General features: G+C 62.7%; 12 protein-coding genes and 1 pseudogene. 9 read left to right on the forward strand and 4 right to left on the reverse strand.

The window, feature by feature from the left end; translation table 11 throughout:
• Window positions 1-2: 2 nt before the first annotated feature.
• Window positions 3-1748, reverse strand: coding sequence for an ATP-binding protein (locus tag ABIE49_RS37125; protein WP_192740417.1), 1746 nt, complete (start codon window positions 1746-1748; stop codon window positions 3-5).
• Window positions 1749-2233: 485 nt separating this feature from the next.
• Between ABIE49_RS37125 and ABIE49_RS37130 the strand changes: the two are divergent.
• A pseudogene (locus tag ABIE49_RS37130) lies at window positions 2234-4054 on the forward strand (putative bifunctional diguanylate cyclase/phosphodiesterase); the annotation flags it as partial.
• A gap of 42 nt (window positions 4055-4096) precedes the next feature.
• Here the strand turns inward: ABIE49_RS37130 and ABIE49_RS37135 are convergent.
• Window positions 4097-5116, reverse strand: a complete 1020-nt coding sequence (locus ABIE49_RS37135) for an AraC family transcriptional regulator (protein WP_192740415.1) — start codon at window positions 5114-5116, stop codon at window positions 4097-4099.
• 428 nt (window positions 5117-5544) lie between these two features.
• Between ABIE49_RS37135 and ABIE49_RS37140 the strand changes: the two genes are divergently transcribed.
• Complete coding sequence (locus ABIE49_RS37140) at window positions 5545-6468, forward strand: formylglycine-generating enzyme family protein (RefSeq protein ID WP_192740459.1); 924 nt, start codon at window positions 5545-5547, stop codon at window positions 6466-6468.
• A 243-nt stretch (window positions 6469-6711) separates the two neighbouring features.
• On the forward strand, window positions 6712-7971 hold the full coding sequence (locus ABIE49_RS37145) for an MFS transporter (RefSeq protein ID WP_192740414.1): 1260 nt from the start codon (window positions 6712-6714) through the stop codon (window positions 7969-7971).
• 18 nt (window positions 7972-7989) lie between these two features.
• Here ABIE49_RS37145 and ABIE49_RS37150 read toward each other — a convergent pair whose 3' ends face one another.
• Window positions 7990-8967, reverse strand: a complete 978-nt coding sequence (locus ABIE49_RS37150; protein ID WP_192740413.1) for a Bug family tripartite tricarboxylate transporter substrate binding protein — start codon at window positions 8965-8967, stop codon at window positions 7990-7992.
• Between the two features lie 54 nt (window positions 8968-9021).
• Complete coding sequence (locus ABIE49_RS37155) at window positions 9022-9825, reverse strand: transporter substrate-binding domain-containing protein (protein WP_192740412.1); 804 nt, start codon at window positions 9823-9825, stop codon at window positions 9022-9024.
• Between the two features lie 144 nt (window positions 9826-9969).
• Between ABIE49_RS37155 and ABIE49_RS37160 the strand changes: the two genes are divergently transcribed.
• From ABIE49_RS37160 to ABIE49_RS37185, 6 genes are all read left to right on the forward strand, one after another.
• Window positions 9970-10683: a TetR/AcrR family transcriptional regulator gene (locus ABIE49_RS37160; protein WP_192740411.1), complete on the forward strand. Its 714-nt coding sequence runs from the start codon at window positions 9970-9972 to the stop codon at window positions 10681-10683.
• Window positions 10684-10690: 7 nt separating this feature from the next.
• Window positions 10691-11560: an amidohydrolase family protein gene (locus ABIE49_RS37165; RefSeq protein WP_354067170.1), complete on the forward strand. Its 870-nt coding sequence runs from the start codon at window positions 10691-10693 to the stop codon at window positions 11558-11560.
• A gap of 10 nt (window positions 11561-11570) precedes the next feature.
• Window positions 11571-12575, forward strand: a complete 1005-nt coding sequence (locus ABIE49_RS37170) for a Bug family tripartite tricarboxylate transporter substrate binding protein (protein WP_192740409.1) — start codon at window positions 11571-11573, stop codon at window positions 12573-12575.
• A 128-nt stretch (window positions 12576-12703) separates the two neighbouring features.
• Window positions 12704-13429, forward strand: a complete 726-nt coding sequence (locus ABIE49_RS37175; protein WP_192740408.1) for a PIG-L deacetylase family protein — start codon at window positions 12704-12706, stop codon at window positions 13427-13429.
• Window positions 13426-14118 (forward strand): 4-carboxy-4-hydroxy-2-oxoadipate aldolase/oxaloacetate decarboxylase, encoded by a 693-nt coding sequence (locus ABIE49_RS37180; RefSeq protein WP_192740407.1) that lies wholly within the window; start codon window positions 13426-13428, stop codon window positions 14116-14118. The genes ABIE49_RS37175 and ABIE49_RS37180 overlap by 4 nt, the downstream gene beginning before the upstream one ends.
• A 7-nt stretch (window positions 14119-14125) precedes the next feature.
• A complete protein-coding gene (locus tag ABIE49_RS37185) occupies window positions 14126-14968 on the forward strand; it encodes a substrate-binding domain-containing protein (RefSeq protein ID WP_354067171.1) in 843 nt (280 codons plus the stop codon).
• Window positions 14969-15041 lie beyond the last annotated feature (73 nt).

The raw sequence follows: 15041 nt of genomic DNA on the forward strand, positions 1-15041 counted from the left end.
TGTCAGCGCAGCGGCTTCTTCAACAGCGAGAAGCGGTCGGGATCCAGGCCGAGCGACGGCTGCAGCATCGGCGCTTCGACAGAACGCGGCTCCAGCGTTCGTGCGGCGGGCCGTTCGTTGATCATGGGATCGTTGGGAACGTCGCGATGCGAGGTCGCGCCGCGCCAGCGGTCCAGCACGGCGCTGACGAAATGCATGTCGTGGCCGGCGGCGACCGACGGCGCGGTCGCGATCGTGGCCTCGCTGCGCGGCAACTGGTGGATCGGCACTTCCTTGAAGCGCAGCCGCGTCGGCAGTGCCACGCCTTCGCCGAACGCCAGCACTTCGCGGGTGCCGAGCGAGGGCACGAACGACAGCAGATTGGCGGCGGCGTCCGAGACGGCCGAGCGCAGCAGGGCCTGGTCGCGGTCGTTGGCAAGGCGCATCGCAAACAGCGTGTTGCACTGGGAGATGATGGTGGCGTCGAGTTCGGCCGGACGCTGCGTGACGAGGCCGAGATAGACGCCGTATTTGCGGCCTTCCTTGGCGATACGCGAGACCGCCTTGCGGGTCGGGCCGAAGCCGATATTGCGGTCGGCGGCGGCGTAACGATGCGCCTCTTCGCAGACGAACAGCAGCGGCGAGACGCCGTCGCTCCACAGGCCGAAATCGAACGCCATGCGGCACAGCACCGACACCACGGAATCGACGACTTCGGCGGGGAAGCCGGCGAGCTGCATGATGGTCATCGGCCGGCCATTGGCGGGCAGGCGGAACAGATGGCTGATGACTTCCGCCATGGTGTCGCCGCCGACATTGGCGTTGTCGAACATGAACGCGTAGCGCGGGTCGTTGCGCACGGTTTCGATGCGCGAAATGAGCTTGTGATAGATGATGCGCGACGAGCGATTTTCCAGCTTGCCCATCCGCTCGTCGATCAGCGAAATCAGATCGACCAGGCGATACGGCACCGGCGTATCGACGGTATAGCCGATCGCCTTGGGATCGATCCGCTTCAGGCCGACGCGGTCGGCGTTCTGGTACTGGGTGTAGATGCCCTTCGCCATCGGAATGACTTCGGCGAGAATATCGAGCTCTTCGGGCACGCCGGGGCGGCCGGCGAACAGGACGTCGACGATCTCTTCGAAATTGAACAGCCAGAACGGCAGTTTCAGGTTGCGCGGGTTGAGCACCAGCGCCCGGTCGCCGAAGCAGCGGCCGTATTCGTTATGGACGTCGAGCAGGAAGATGCGCAGGTTCGGCCGCGATTTGAGGATTTCGTTGAGCAGCAGCGACACGCCGGTCGATTTGCCGACGCCGGTGGAGCCGAGCACCGCGAAATGCTTGGAGAGCATTTCCTCGACGTCGACATAGGCGATGACCGAGCGGTCCTGTTGCAGCGTGCCGACATTGATCTGGTCCGAACCGGTCGGGGCATAGACCGTGCGGAGTTCCTGATTGGTGATCAGCTCGACGGCATCGCCGATGGTCGGGTAGTTGGTGACGCCGCGCTGGAATTTCGGACGATCGCCGCCGAGGATTTCGCCGAGCAGGTCGACGCCCGCGCTGGCAATGTAATTATCGGAGCTCGGCAGATCCTCGCAGGTTACGTCGGTGATCATGGCGACGATGGTGGAAGTTGCGCAGCGGATGCTGATGAAGCGGCCGACAGTGGCGCGTACTTCCGAGGTAGCCATATGGCTTACCGCAAGAAGTCCGACCCGGGCGAGGGAGCCGCGCACCGAAATCACACGTCCGAAGGATGTCACGATGTTGAACCTGGCATGTCATGAGATTGGTCTGGCCGCATTATGGGCGGCCGGGACTAGCGAAACGGTTAAACCGGCGTGGTTCCAGATTGGCTAAATCTGTTGCATCCCGCTCAGTCTTCGTTTTGCAGCAGGCGCCCACCATGGCCAAAACACGCCAGTTGTGCAGCAAAATCAGTGCTTTTTTGCATTTGTGCGCGCGCGTGCGATCGGCTCCGGATTAATCATTCGTTTACCACGTCGGGGAGAGGCCGGATTTGATCGGGCCGGCAACGTCCGGTACCGGACTCGAGATCAAGTATCAGTCCCTGTATCGCGGTAACCGATTGCTAACCGCATGTTGTAACCCGCCTTCCATTTGTCGTGCGTAACGATGTCACGCTGGGACGGACGAGATGACTTTCGATAGCGGCCATTACATGCCGGGCGATGCTGCGAATCCTGTAGAGCGGACCGGGACGGTGAGGCGCCTGGCGCTTTGTGCCGTCCTGATCGTCGTGGCGATTTCGGCTGGCGTGGCGACATCGGCGTGGGAGCTTCGCGAACGCGTACTGCTTGCCCTCGTCGTGATCCTCGCACTCGTCGTCGCTCTGCTGCTGAGGCGCCATCGATTGTCCGAGCAGCGGCTCGCGGCCGAACGGCGCCAGCTCACCGTTGCCGTGAACAATATCCCGCAAGGTCTTGTTCTCTATGATGCATCGGCGCGCATCGTCATTTGCAACCAGCCCTATATCGATATGTTTGGCCTGTCGCCCGATGTGGCGAAGCCCGGCTGCACGATGCATCGCTTGATCGAACACCGCAAAGAAACCGGATCCTTTGACGGCGATGTCGACGCGTTCTGCAATGCCATCATCCGCACCGTGTCGCTCGGCAAAGCCACGCGGCAACTCACGGAAGCGCCGGGCGGCAGGGCGATCGAGATCGTCAACCGGCCGCTGAATGCGGGGGGCTGGGTGGCCACGATCGAGGACATCACCGAGCGCACCCGCGCTGACGAGAAAATCGCCCATCTGGCGCATTATGACGGGCTGACCGACCTGCCCAACCGGCTCCTGTTTCGCGAGCGACTGGAACAGGCGTTGAAGGCGGTCCGTCCGGGCGAACAGCTGGCGGTATTCTATATCGACATCGACGAATTCAAGAGCGTCAACGATGCGCTTGGCCATGCGATCGGCGATGAGTTGCTCAAAGGCGTAGGCGAACGGCTGCGCTTGTGCCTGAAGGATACAGATGTCGCGGCGCGGCTGGGCGGTGACGAGTTTGCCGTGATTCAAACCGGTATCAAGAAACAGGCGGAAACCATTCAACTTGTTGAAGGAATTTACGCCGCGATCAGGGCGCCGTTTGAGTGCGCGGGCCACCTGATCACGACAGATGCCAGCATCGGCATCGCGCTCGCCTCCGGCGATGGGCTCGATCTCGACCAGTTGCTCCGGAACGCGGACCTCGCGCTGTACGGCGCCAAAGGCGACGGACGGCGGACCTATCGCTTCTTCGAGGTCGGTATGGACGCCCGTGCCAAGGCGCGACGAGTCCTGGAACTCGAATTGCGTCAGGCGATATCCGATGGCGGGCTCGAGGTCTATTATCAGCCGGTGCTCAACCTCGAGGACGGCAAGGTCTCCTCCTGCGAGGCGCTGCTGCGATGGCGCCACCCCCAACGCGGCATGATTTCACCGGCGGAGTTCATTCCGGTCGCGGAAGAGACCGGCCTGATCAACGAGCTCGGTCACTGGGTGCTCAACACGGCGTGCGCCGAGGCCGCCAACTGGCCGGCGGAGATCCGCGTCGCGGTCAACGTCTCACCGGTTCAGTTCCGGAGCCAGACGCTGGCGCTCAACGTGGCGGCGGCCCTTGCTGCCTCGGGCCTCGCCGCATCCAGGCTCGAGCTCGAGATCACCGAGGCGGTGCTGATCCGCGACGACGACGGCGCGCTTCAGATGCTGCATCAGTTGCGCAAGCTGGGGGTACGCATCGCGCTGGACGATTTCGGCACCGGCTATTCCTCGCTGAGCTATCTGCAGCGGTTTCCATTCGACAAGATCAAGATCGACCGCTCCTTCATCAGGGATCTGGCCAGCGCAGGCGCCTCGTCGTCGATCGTCCAGGCGGTGGTGAACATTGCGGCCGCAAGCGACATGACGACGACAGCGGAAGGCGTCGAGACCGAGCAGCAGCGAAACCTGCTGTATATTCTCGGCTGTACCGAGATACAGGGATTTCTGTTCAGCCCCGCGATAACAGCCGTGGACATTCGGCGGCTGTTGCTCTCGCACCGCGGCCAGGTGGTATCCGCGGCGTGAGTCGCCGGATTTCACGCCGGCCAATTTCGCGGAAGCGATCGGTTAATTGGTGTTGATCCCGACCGGATCCGGTTCGGACAAATTTTTATCGATCGCCTTGCGTGCGCGGAACCCGCGGCCGCCAAGCGTTTCCGATGGATACTCTCCGAACAGCGAGTGATAATAGTGAGAAAAGCGTCCAAGCTCGATGAAGCCGTGCCGGATCGCCACTTGCGCGACGGTGACCGCCGCAGGATCGCTTTCCCTCAGAACGGAATGAATGGCGCAAAGCCGCTTGTGACGCAGGAACGATATCGGTCCCAAACCGAAAACGTCGTAGAATGCGCGATGCAGAGTCCGTCGCGACACGTTGAGATGGGCGCAGATTTCGGAAACGTGGACGGGGCGAAGGCCGGCGGCTTCGAGATAGTCGTCGACTTTCCCGACCAGCTGCGTCGCCGAGGGCAAAAGCCCTCTGGTGTCCGGCGGTAGCGATTGCACGATGGTTCCGGCCACGGCGTCGATGATCGAGCGCTTCCAGAAATCGGCGACGGTGTCGGACAAGTCGGTCTGCTGACGCGCCAGACGGGAAATGATCAGCGGCAATCGCCGTGTCGCCGCCATGCCGATCGAAGGGTCTGCCTGATAGACGTTTTTGTTGAGCCACGCGGCGGGGTCGCTCAATCTTGCTTCGCCCCTGAACAGCGACGGGACCTCGGCAAGATCGAGACGGATCGCGGCATAGGCCGCGGCGCCATGGAAAATTCCATCATGCTCGGTACTGGGAGGCATGATCAGGACGTCCGCCGGGCGCATGTCGAACGACCAGTGGGTGACCCGGTCGTCGGCATTGAGCAGCATCCCGATAACGAGCTTGTCGTCGGTCGAAACGCGTTGGGTTCGAACTCCCACCGAGAACGAACCGATGCTGAGCGAGAAGTCACCGATGCCGACGTGACTGAGTGAGCCTCGAAACTTTCCACGGCCGAGTTGCGTCACCTCGACATGCGACCCTCTGATCGCGTTGTGAAGGCCTTCGAAGCTGTCCAGACTGGAGGTATTGACCGCCAGGTGCCCGCTCATGTTTCGGCATCCCCATTCGATGCCCCATCCCGACTCGATCTAGCCACAACTCTTGCGCGCTCACAATGAATTTCGTCGGTCAGGTCTTGCGCTGTTGCAAGAAGGCTCGCGCACGCTTGCGGTCGTGATGAGAATATTTGTCTAAAGTTTTGAACAGAACGGCATCAATGCACTGATCGATTTGCGAAGTTCTCCATCAGGGTTGACGTTGCGCCTTTGCAGATTGGCACAAACTGCACATCACATCGCTTCGAGATTCATCTAGCTTGCGTGGGCGCCAATGCTTCGCGCCCGTGAGCCTTTCAGGGATCGAGCCAATGGCCAATGCGCTGTGCCAACTGCGCATTGCTGGAGTTCTTGCCGTGACGTTGCTGCAACCCGACATCCTGCCGGGCAATCGGGCATCCAGGGATGACTGGACTATCGATATGGTCTGGGTACCCGGCGGCACGTTCCAAATGGGTTCCGACAATCACTATCCGGAAGAAGCGCCGGCCCACCTTGTGACGGTGGACGGCTTTTGGATCGACCGCAGGCCGGTGACCAACCGTCAGTTTGCGCGATTTGTGATCGCGACCGGCTACAAGACCTGCGCCGAAATCCCGCCCGATCCGGAGTACCATCCCGGTGGGTTGCCGGACAGGCTCTACGCAGGTTCCCTCGTGTTCGACAGGCCGCACTCGACTTATGATCTACGGGACCGCAACCGATGGTGGACCTTCTTGCAGGGAGCCGACTGGCGGCATCCCTATGGTCCCAAGAGCGACATCAATAGCTTGAACGATCATCCTGTGGTGCATGTGTCTTACGCGGATGCGCTCGCCTATGCGCAATGGGCGGGCAGGGATCTGCCGCTCGAGGCGGAATGGGAGTTTGCGGCGCGCGGCGGGCTCGACGGCGCCGAATTCGCATGGGGCGATGAACTGGCGCCCGGCGGCGTTCACTTGGCCAATACCTGGCAGGGCGAATTCCCGTTGCGCAATCTGCGTCAGGACGGCTACGAGCGTACTTCGCCGGTGACGGCTTTCTCGCCCAACGGCTACGGGATCTACGACATGATCGGCAATGTCTGGGAATGGACGGCCGACTGGTATTCGCCAAGGCACGGGGCCAATGCCGCAAAGGCAGGTTGCATTTCCAGGAATCCGCGCGGCGGACTCATGGACGGCAGCTACGACCCTCGCAAGCCGAACGTCAAAATTCCCCGTAAGGTCATCAAGGGTGGTTCGCATCTGTCTGCGCCGAATTATTGCCAGCGCTATCGACCGGCCGCGCGCAGTGCCGAGGCGGTCGATACGTCGAGCAGTCATGTCGGATTTCGGTGCGTCCTGAGACTCCCGGCCACGCGATAAATCTGCCTTGCGACACGTCGTTCAAACCCGGCGGCACGCGCGGGCAAGCTCGGAATCGATTCGAAGTGAAAGTCACGTCCGCGGCAGGCCGGGGACAAGGCGGGCGCATAGCAGCGGTGCAATCCGCACGACTGCCCGAAAGCCCGTCTCAATTGACACAAGCGATCCCTGCACGCTATCCAAGCTCTAGCAAAGAACAAGAAACAGGGCAGGGTGGAACGCGATGAATCGCGACGGCGCGTCTTGAGCGATTTCGCGCGGCCTTCCGCGCTCGCTCCATTCCGGATCCGGAATTATCGTTTCCAATGGCCCGCCGATCTGCTCACCTCGTGGGCGTTCGAGATGGAGATGATCATCCTCGGCTGGTACGTGCTGGTCGAGACCGGTTCGGTGCTGCTGCTCACCGTGTTCGCCTCCTTGGGTTATATCGGCACATTGGTTGCGCCGATGTTCGGCGTGGTCGGCGACCGCATCGGCCACCGCGATCTCCTGGCCATGATGCGTGCGTGCTACGCGGTGCTGGCGACCGTGCTGATGACGCTGGCGCTGTCAGGCCATCTCAGTCCACTCTTTGTATTTATCGTCGCGGCGCTGATGGGGGTCGTCCGTCCGTCGGACCTCGGCGTGCGCGGCGCGCTGGTTGCGACCATCATGCCGCGCGATCAATTGATCGGCGCGATCAGCATCTCCCGAACCACGATGGATACCGCGCGCATCGCCGGCGCGCTGAGCGGCGCCGGATTGTTCGCCGCGCTCGGGATGGGACCGGCCTATGTGGCGATCGTCTGTCTCTATCTCATCGCGACCGTGCTGACGCTGTGCGTGGTAGTTTCAGCCAAGCCGCATCCGACGGGCGACACCGAAGGCGAGGTGCTGCGGCCCTCGCCATTGCGCGACCTGATGGAGGGCGTGGCCTATTGCTGGACCACACCGCGCATGCGCGCCGCGCTGTGGGTCGCGTTCCTCGCCAACCTCACGGCCTATCCGCTGACCAACGGATTGCTGCCCTATGTGGCCAAGACGATCTACGGCACCAACCAGACCGGGCTCGGCTATCTCTCGGCAAGTTTTGCGATTGGCTCGCTGGCCGGCTCGATCGTGCTGAGCCTGATCCACGGCATAAGGGTGGCGCGGCTCATGATTGCCGCGACCGTGCTGTGGTATGCGACGCTGCTGCTGTTCGTGCAGATGCAGACGGTGCCGACCGCGATCGTCTGCCTGGTCATCGCCGGTTTCTCGCAGAGCCTCGCCATGATCTCGATCGCCGTCATCCTGATGCGCACGGCAGCCGAGAATTTCCGCGGCCGCGTGATGGGCGTGCGCATGATGGTGATCTATGGCCTGCCGTTCGGCCTTCTGGCCGCAGGCAGCCTGATCGACGAGATCGGCTTCGCCGCGACGGGAACGCTGTACGCGGCGGTCGGTCTCGCCTTGATGCTGGCGATCATGCTGCACTGGCGCGCCGATTTGTGGCCGGTGCATGCCCCGGCCAATGCGCGATAGGCGTCGCGTTGGCGGCCCTCACTGCATCTTGATGTTGGCTTCCTTGAGCACCGGCTCCCACTTGGCGGCCTCCGCGCGCATGAACGCGTCGAATTCCTGCGGCGTGTTTCCGACCGGCGTCGCGCCCATCTTTTCCAGCGCGGTCAGAACCGCCGGGTCGTTGAGAGCGGCCTTGAGATCGGCGTTGATCCTGGTCACCAGTTCCGGCGCCATGCCCGCGGGTCCGAGAAAGCCCCACCACACCGACGCGTCGTAGCCGGGCAAGCCGGACTCCGCGACCGTCGGGACATCCGGCAGCGCCTTGGCGCGCTGCGCCGTCGTCACCGCAAGCGCGCGCACCGTACTGCCCTCTAGCTGGCCGACGACCTCCGGCAATGGATTGACGCTGATCGGAATCTCGCCGGATATTACGGCGGTGAGGGCGGGCGCACCGCCCTTGTAGGGAATCGCCAGTATCTTCACCTTGGCCATGTAGTTGAGCAGTACGCCGGCAAGGTGCGCCGACGTGCCGTTGCCGGACATGCCGTAGGACAGGGCGTCGGGCTTCTCGCGGGCGATCGTCAGCAACTCCCCGAGATTCTTCACCGGGCTGTTCTTGGAGACGACGATGGCGAGCGGCGACGCGGCGATCTCGCTGATCGCGGTAAAATCCTTGAAGGTGTCGTAGGGCAGCTTTGGATAGAAGAATTGATTGAGCGGATGGCCGCTGGCAACCAGGATCAGGGTGTGTCCGTCCGGCGCGGATTGGGTCAGCGCCTGAGAAGCGATGGTGCCGCCGGCGCCGGGCCGGTTTTCGATCACGGGCTGCTGGCCCCAGATCTTCGACAGCGACTGGCCGACCGTGCGCGCGAGGACATCAACCGCGCCACCGGCGGCATAAGGCACCAGAATGCGCACCGGCTTGCTTGGGAAACCCTCGGCGTTTGCCTGCGTACCAGCCAACGAGAATAACGCCGCGGCCAGAACAGAACGGATGAGTTTGCGTGACGTCAGCATGATAGGAAATCCTTCTTGTCCGGATCGATGGTTGGAGGTGGGCGGCGTACGCCGCTAATTCTGTGTTTCCGGCGTGACCGCGCCGCGCAGCCCCGCGCGCGCAATCGCGGCCTTGACCAGGCCTTCCGACTTCGCGGCTTCGGTGAACTGCCGGATGAACGCCATCCCGCCGTCGCGTCCTTTGGGGACGCCGATTGCGAAACGCTCGACGCCCCAGCGGCCGTCGAGCACTTTTGATCCCGGCAGCTTCTCCGACATTTCGTACAGGGAGGCCTTGTTGGTGGCATAGGCGTGGAGGGTGCCGGCCGTCAGCATCTCGATCGCGGCATCGAAATTTGCCGCGCGCACGATCTCGGCCTTCTTCAGGTCGCGCGTAAGGGTGCCGTCCGAGGAGCTTCCTGCCGTGACGCCGACGCGCATGCCCGCTGCATCCACCTCGGCCAGCGCCGTGAGCGCCGAGCCCTTCGGCACGAGATAGCCGAGTTCGACTTCAAAAACGGGCGGGCCGAAATCCATCTCCCGTGCCCGCGCGGCCGTCGCGTTGGTGAGCGCGATGTCGGCTTTGCCTGATTTGACCGCCTCAAGGACCTCGGCATTCCTGGAAAAAATGACGGGCTCAAAGGGTACGCCGAGCCGCGTTGCGAGTTCCTTGCCGAGATCGTAACCGACGCCCTTTGGTCCGCCAGCCTTTGGATCGGGCAGAATCGAAGTCGGCGTTCCCGTGTACAGCGCGACCTTGAGCGTACCGCCCGGTGCGAGGATTTGTTTGACGTCGGGATCGGCCGCAACGGCCCTGCCGCAGCAAAGGGCTGCCGCAACCGTCAGAACCGCAATAATAATCTGGCGCCTTCCGGTCATACCGCTCTCCAATGCCCAGTCCACGGAGCAGCGTCGTGTTTCCCGCCGCCACTCACTTATTTGTTGACTAGACCTGATAATTTGTACATCTGTACAAAAGAAAAAGTGGAAAGCAAACCCCAAAGAAGAACCCAAAGAAAACTCATGACGCGCAATCCCAATATGCGGGAAGCCATCCTCAGCGCGGCCGAGAGCCTGTTCTCGACCCGGGGCTTCAACGCGGTCTCGATCCGCGACATCGCCCTAGAGGCGGGCGCCAACCCCGGCAGCGTCACCTATCATTTCAAGAGCAAGGACGGCCTGCTGCTCGAAATCTACAAGCGGCATTGCGGTCCCATGAACAAGCGCCGCATCGAGCTATTGGTGGCGGCGCGGCGCGTGCGCGACGTGCAGGACCGGCTGGAGGCGATCGTGCGCGCCTATGTGCAGCCGGCGTTTTCGTCGAGCAGCGATCTGGCGGGCGGTGGCGCACGGTTCACGCGGCTGCGCGCGGTGATGTCTGCCGAGGGTAATGCCGTCGTCGGCCGTATCATTGCGGAGATATTCGACGACACCACCAACGCCTTCATCGAAGCGATCGAGCAGAGTCTGCCGCATCTGCCGCGCAAGACGCTGGTCTGGCGCTCCCAGTTCCTGCTCGGCGCGCTGTATTACACCCTGGTCAACCCGGAGCGGGTGACGCGGCTGTCGCGCGGCGAGGCTGATGGCGCCGACATGGCCGAGGCGATCGAGCAACTGGTTTCCGCCACCGTCGCCTCGCTGCAGGCGCCTGACATCAACGGCCAGGCGGCCGCAGAAACTGCTGCGAAAGCCGGAGCCAGGAAAGCCCCGGCCGGTTCGCGCTCACGCACCCCATGAGAGCATGATGTCGAAGCCAACGATTCCCGGCCCGGATCGCAATACGCGGACGCCGAAATTCCGCCTGCCGCCGCTGGCGTGCGACGCGCACACCCATATTTTCGGCCCCGGTGACAAATATCCTTATGCGCCGGGACGGCCGTACACGCCGCCGGACGCGCCGCTGGAGGATTTCAGGGCGCTGCACAGGAAGATCGGCATTGGCCGGGCCGTCATCGTCAATGCCAGCGTGCACGGCACCGATAACCGCGTTGCGCTCGACGCCATCGCCGTCAGCAACGGGACCTTTCGCGCCGTCGCCAATATCGACGATACCATCACTGAGCGCGGCCTTCAGGAGCTTCACGAGGGCGGCTTCCGCGGCTGCCGCTTCAATTTCGTGCGCCATCTCGGCGGCGTGCCCGACATGGCGGTGTTCCACCGCATTGCCGCGATGGTGGCGCCGCTGAACTGGCACATCGACCTGCATTTCGATGCGATCGATCTGCCTGAATATGCCGACCTGCTGGCAAAACTGCCGGTGTGCTACACCATCGATCACATGGGGCGCGTGAAGGCCGCCGACGGTCTCGGCCAGTTGCCGTTCCGGACCCTGATCGAGCTGATGCAGCGTGACGAGAAGTGCTGGGTCAAGGTGTGCGGTTGCGAGCGGGTTTCCTCCAGCGGTCCGCCATTCCACGACGCGGTGCCGTTCGCGCGCCGCATCATCGAGACCGCGCCGGATCGCGTGATCTGGGGAACCGACTGGCCGCATCCCAACGTCAAGGCGATGCCGAACGACGGCGATTTGGTCGACCTCATTCCACTGTTCGCGCCGGAACCCGAGCTGCAGCAGAAAATATTGGTCGATAATCCCGCGCGGCTGTTTGAGTTCTGAAGGATCAACCATGACGGTCAAGCCCGAGGGTTTTGGTTTGAACGGCCGCTGCACATCGATCGCAGGCGCATTTGTGTTGGCAGTATCGCTGCTGATGCCGCAGATCGCCAGCGCCCAGAACTATCCAAACCGCCCGGTGCGGCTGATCCTGCCCTTCGGTCCGGGCGGGGTTGCCGACGTCACCGCGCGGATCGTCACGGAGAAGCTCGGCGAAAAGCTTGGGCAGCGCTTCATCATCGAGAACATGCCGGGCGCCGGCGGCATCACCGCCGCCCGCGCGGTGCTGTCGTCGGCCGCCGACGGCTATACGCTGGCGCTGCTGAGCAACGGCACCGCGATCTCGGTATCCCTGTTCAAGAACCTTCGCTTCAATCCGGTCACGGATTTCGTTCCGGTCTCGAGCATGGGCTATTTCGACTTCATCCTCGTCACCCAGGCCGGCTCGCCGTACCAGACATTGGCGGACCTGATCAAGGCGGCGAGGGAAAAGCCCGGTACGCTCAATGTCGGCACCATCAATGTCGGCTCGACGCAAAACCTCTCGGCGCAGCTTTTCAAATCCACTGCCGGCGTCGATGTCACCATCGTGCCGTTCCGCAGCTCGCCAGACGTCCTGATCGCGCTGCTGCGCGGCGATATCCAGATGGGAATCGAGAATTACACCGCGGTGCAGTCGCACATATCAGATAAGGCGGTGACGGCGGTGTCGACTTCAGGTTCGGTCCGCACGCCGTTCCTGCCTGACGTTCCGACGGTCAAGGAAGCCGGCGGCGGCGATTTCGAGGCGCGGTCCTGGAACGCGATTTTTGCACCCAAGGGCACGCCGCCGGAGGTGATCAAGACGCTCAATGCGGCGCTCCGCGAGGTGCTCGACACGCCCGACTTGAAGAAGCGCGCGCTCGAGCTGGGCATCGAGGCCAAGGCCTCCACGCCGGAGGAAATCGCGCAGCGGCTGAAGGACGATATCGAGAAATGGGCTAAAGTGATCGAGCGGGCGGGCATCGAGAAGCAGTAAAGCGTTTTCCAGCGAAGTGGACACCGGTTCGTGTCAAGAAAATGCGTCAGATCAATAATCTAGAGCCCCGTTCCGGTTTCATCGGAACGGAAAAAGGCTCTAGCCGGAACACGAAAGAGGAAACAGTAATGACCAGTGCAAACAAGACCGGACTCGTGGTCACGGCGCATCCCGGCGATTTCGTCTGGCGCGCGGGCGGCGCGATCGCGCTGCATGCCAAAAAGGGCTACCGCATCAAGATCGCCTGCCTGTCGTTCGGCGAACGCGGCGAGAGCCAGTTCGCCTGGAAAGAGACCGGCGCCACGCTTGAAAAGGTCAAGGCGGGACGGCGCGACGAGGCGCAGCGCGCCGCCGAGATGCTGGGCGCGGAGATTGAATTCTTCGATGCCGGCGACTACCCGCTGCGCACCACCGAAGCGCATTTCGACCGCATGGTCGATATCTACCGCGAACTCAATCCGTCCTTCGTGCTCACCCACGCGCTGGAGGATCCGTATAATTTCGATCATCCCAACGCCGCGCATTTCGCGCAGGAGACCCGCGTGGTCGCGCAGGCGATGGGCCACAAGCCCGGCGCAAAGTACACCTACGCGGCGCCGCCGGTGTTCCTGTTCGAGCCGCACCAGCCCGAGATGTGCAATTTCAAGCCGCAGGTGATCCTCAACATCGACGAGGTCTGGGAGCAGAAGCGCAAGACCTTTGAAATTCTCGCCGCGCAAAAACACCTGTGGGCGTATTATGAGCGCGTCGCGCTGCAGCGGGGCATGCAGGGTGGCCGCAATTCCGGCAAGGCCATGACCTATGGCGAGGCCTATCAGCGGCTGTTCCCGATGGCGATGGAGGAACTGGCATGAAGACCGTCGTCGTCAGGAATATCAAGCGCACCGACGCCGACCTCGTGAATCGCCTCGGCGCGCTCGGCGTCGCCACTGCGCATGAGGCCTATGGCCGCTTCGGCCTGATGAAACCATATCTGCGTCCGGTGTGGGCCGGCGGCGAGGCGGCGGGCACGGCGGTGACCGTGCTGGCGCAACCCGGCGACAACTGGATGATCCATGTCGCGGTGGAGCAGTGCAAGCCGGGCGACATTCTGGTGGTCGGCTGCACCACCGACAATACCGACGGCATGTTCGGCGACTTGCTCGCGACCTCGCTGATGGCGCGCGGCGTCAGGGGCCTCGTGATCGATGCCGGCGTCCGCGACGCCAAGGCGCTGCGCGAGATGGGCTTTCCGGTGTGGTCGAAGGCGATTTCCGCCAAGGGCACGGTCAAGGCTACCTTGGGCGCCGTCAACGTTCCCGTGGTCTGCGCCGGAATCAACGTGGTGCCGGGCGACGCTGTCGTTGCCGATGACGACGGCGTCGTGGTCGTCAGGCGGAAAGATGCCGCTGACGTCGTTGCCAAGGGCGAAAAACGCCACGCCGACGAGGACGGCAAGCGCAAGCAACTCGCCGCCGGTGTGCTCGGCCTCGACATGTACAACATGCGCGAGCCGCTGGCGAAGGCCGGCCTCGTCTATATCGACGAGCCGGAGAGCGACTGAGATGGCAATGCGCCTTCGCACTTTGCTCGGCGATCATCCCGGCACCGCGGCGCTGAAGAGCGGCGCGCTGAAGTCCGATCTGGTCGAGTTCGACTTCGTCGACTATTCGCCGACCAACAAGGGCTTCAAGCCGATGGTCCGCGAGGCCGCGTTCGACGTCTCCGAGATGGCTATCGTCACCTATCTGATGGCCAGGAGTTTTGACAAGCCGATGGTGCTGCTGCCCGATGTGGTGATGGCGCGCTTTCAGCATGGACATGCGTTGTACAACGCCAAGCGGGGCGCGCTGAAGCCGCAGGATATTACCGGCAAGCGCGTCGGTATCCGCTCCTTTACCACCACGACCGGCGCGTGGCTGCGCGGCATCCTCGCCAATGATTACGGCGTCGACCTTAATTCGATCGACTGGGTGACCCTCGAGGACGCCCATGTCACCGAATTCAAGGACACGACCAAACGGGCGCCGCCCGGCAAGCCAATCATCCAGATGCTTGTTGATGGTGAACTCGACGCGGTGCTCGGCGAGAAGTCGGACCATGCGGATTTGAAACCGCTGTTCGCCGATGTCGCCGCGGAGGAGAAAGCGTGGGCTACGAAGCACAAGGTGGTGCCGATCAACCACATGGTGGTGGTAAGCCGAGGGCTGTGCGAGAAAAATCCGGCCGTAGTGCGGGAAGTGCATCGGCTGCTGGCGGGGTCGGCCAAGGCATCATCCGCCGCGCCACGTTTCTCGGCAGATGAGATGCGTCGTTCGCTGGAACTGATCATCGGCTATTGCGCGCAGCAGAGGCTCATTCCGCGTGCCTACGCAGTGGACGAATTGTTCGATGATGTGACCAGAGCACTGTAATTGTAGGGTGGGCAAAGGCGCACAGCGCCGTGCCCACCATCCTGGACACAGCAAGAATGGTGGGCACGCTGCG

It is taken from the genome of Bradyrhizobium sp. OAE829 (assembly GCF_040546575.1).
Lineage (GTDB): Bacteria > Pseudomonadota > Alphaproteobacteria > Rhizobiales > Xanthobacteraceae > Bradyrhizobium.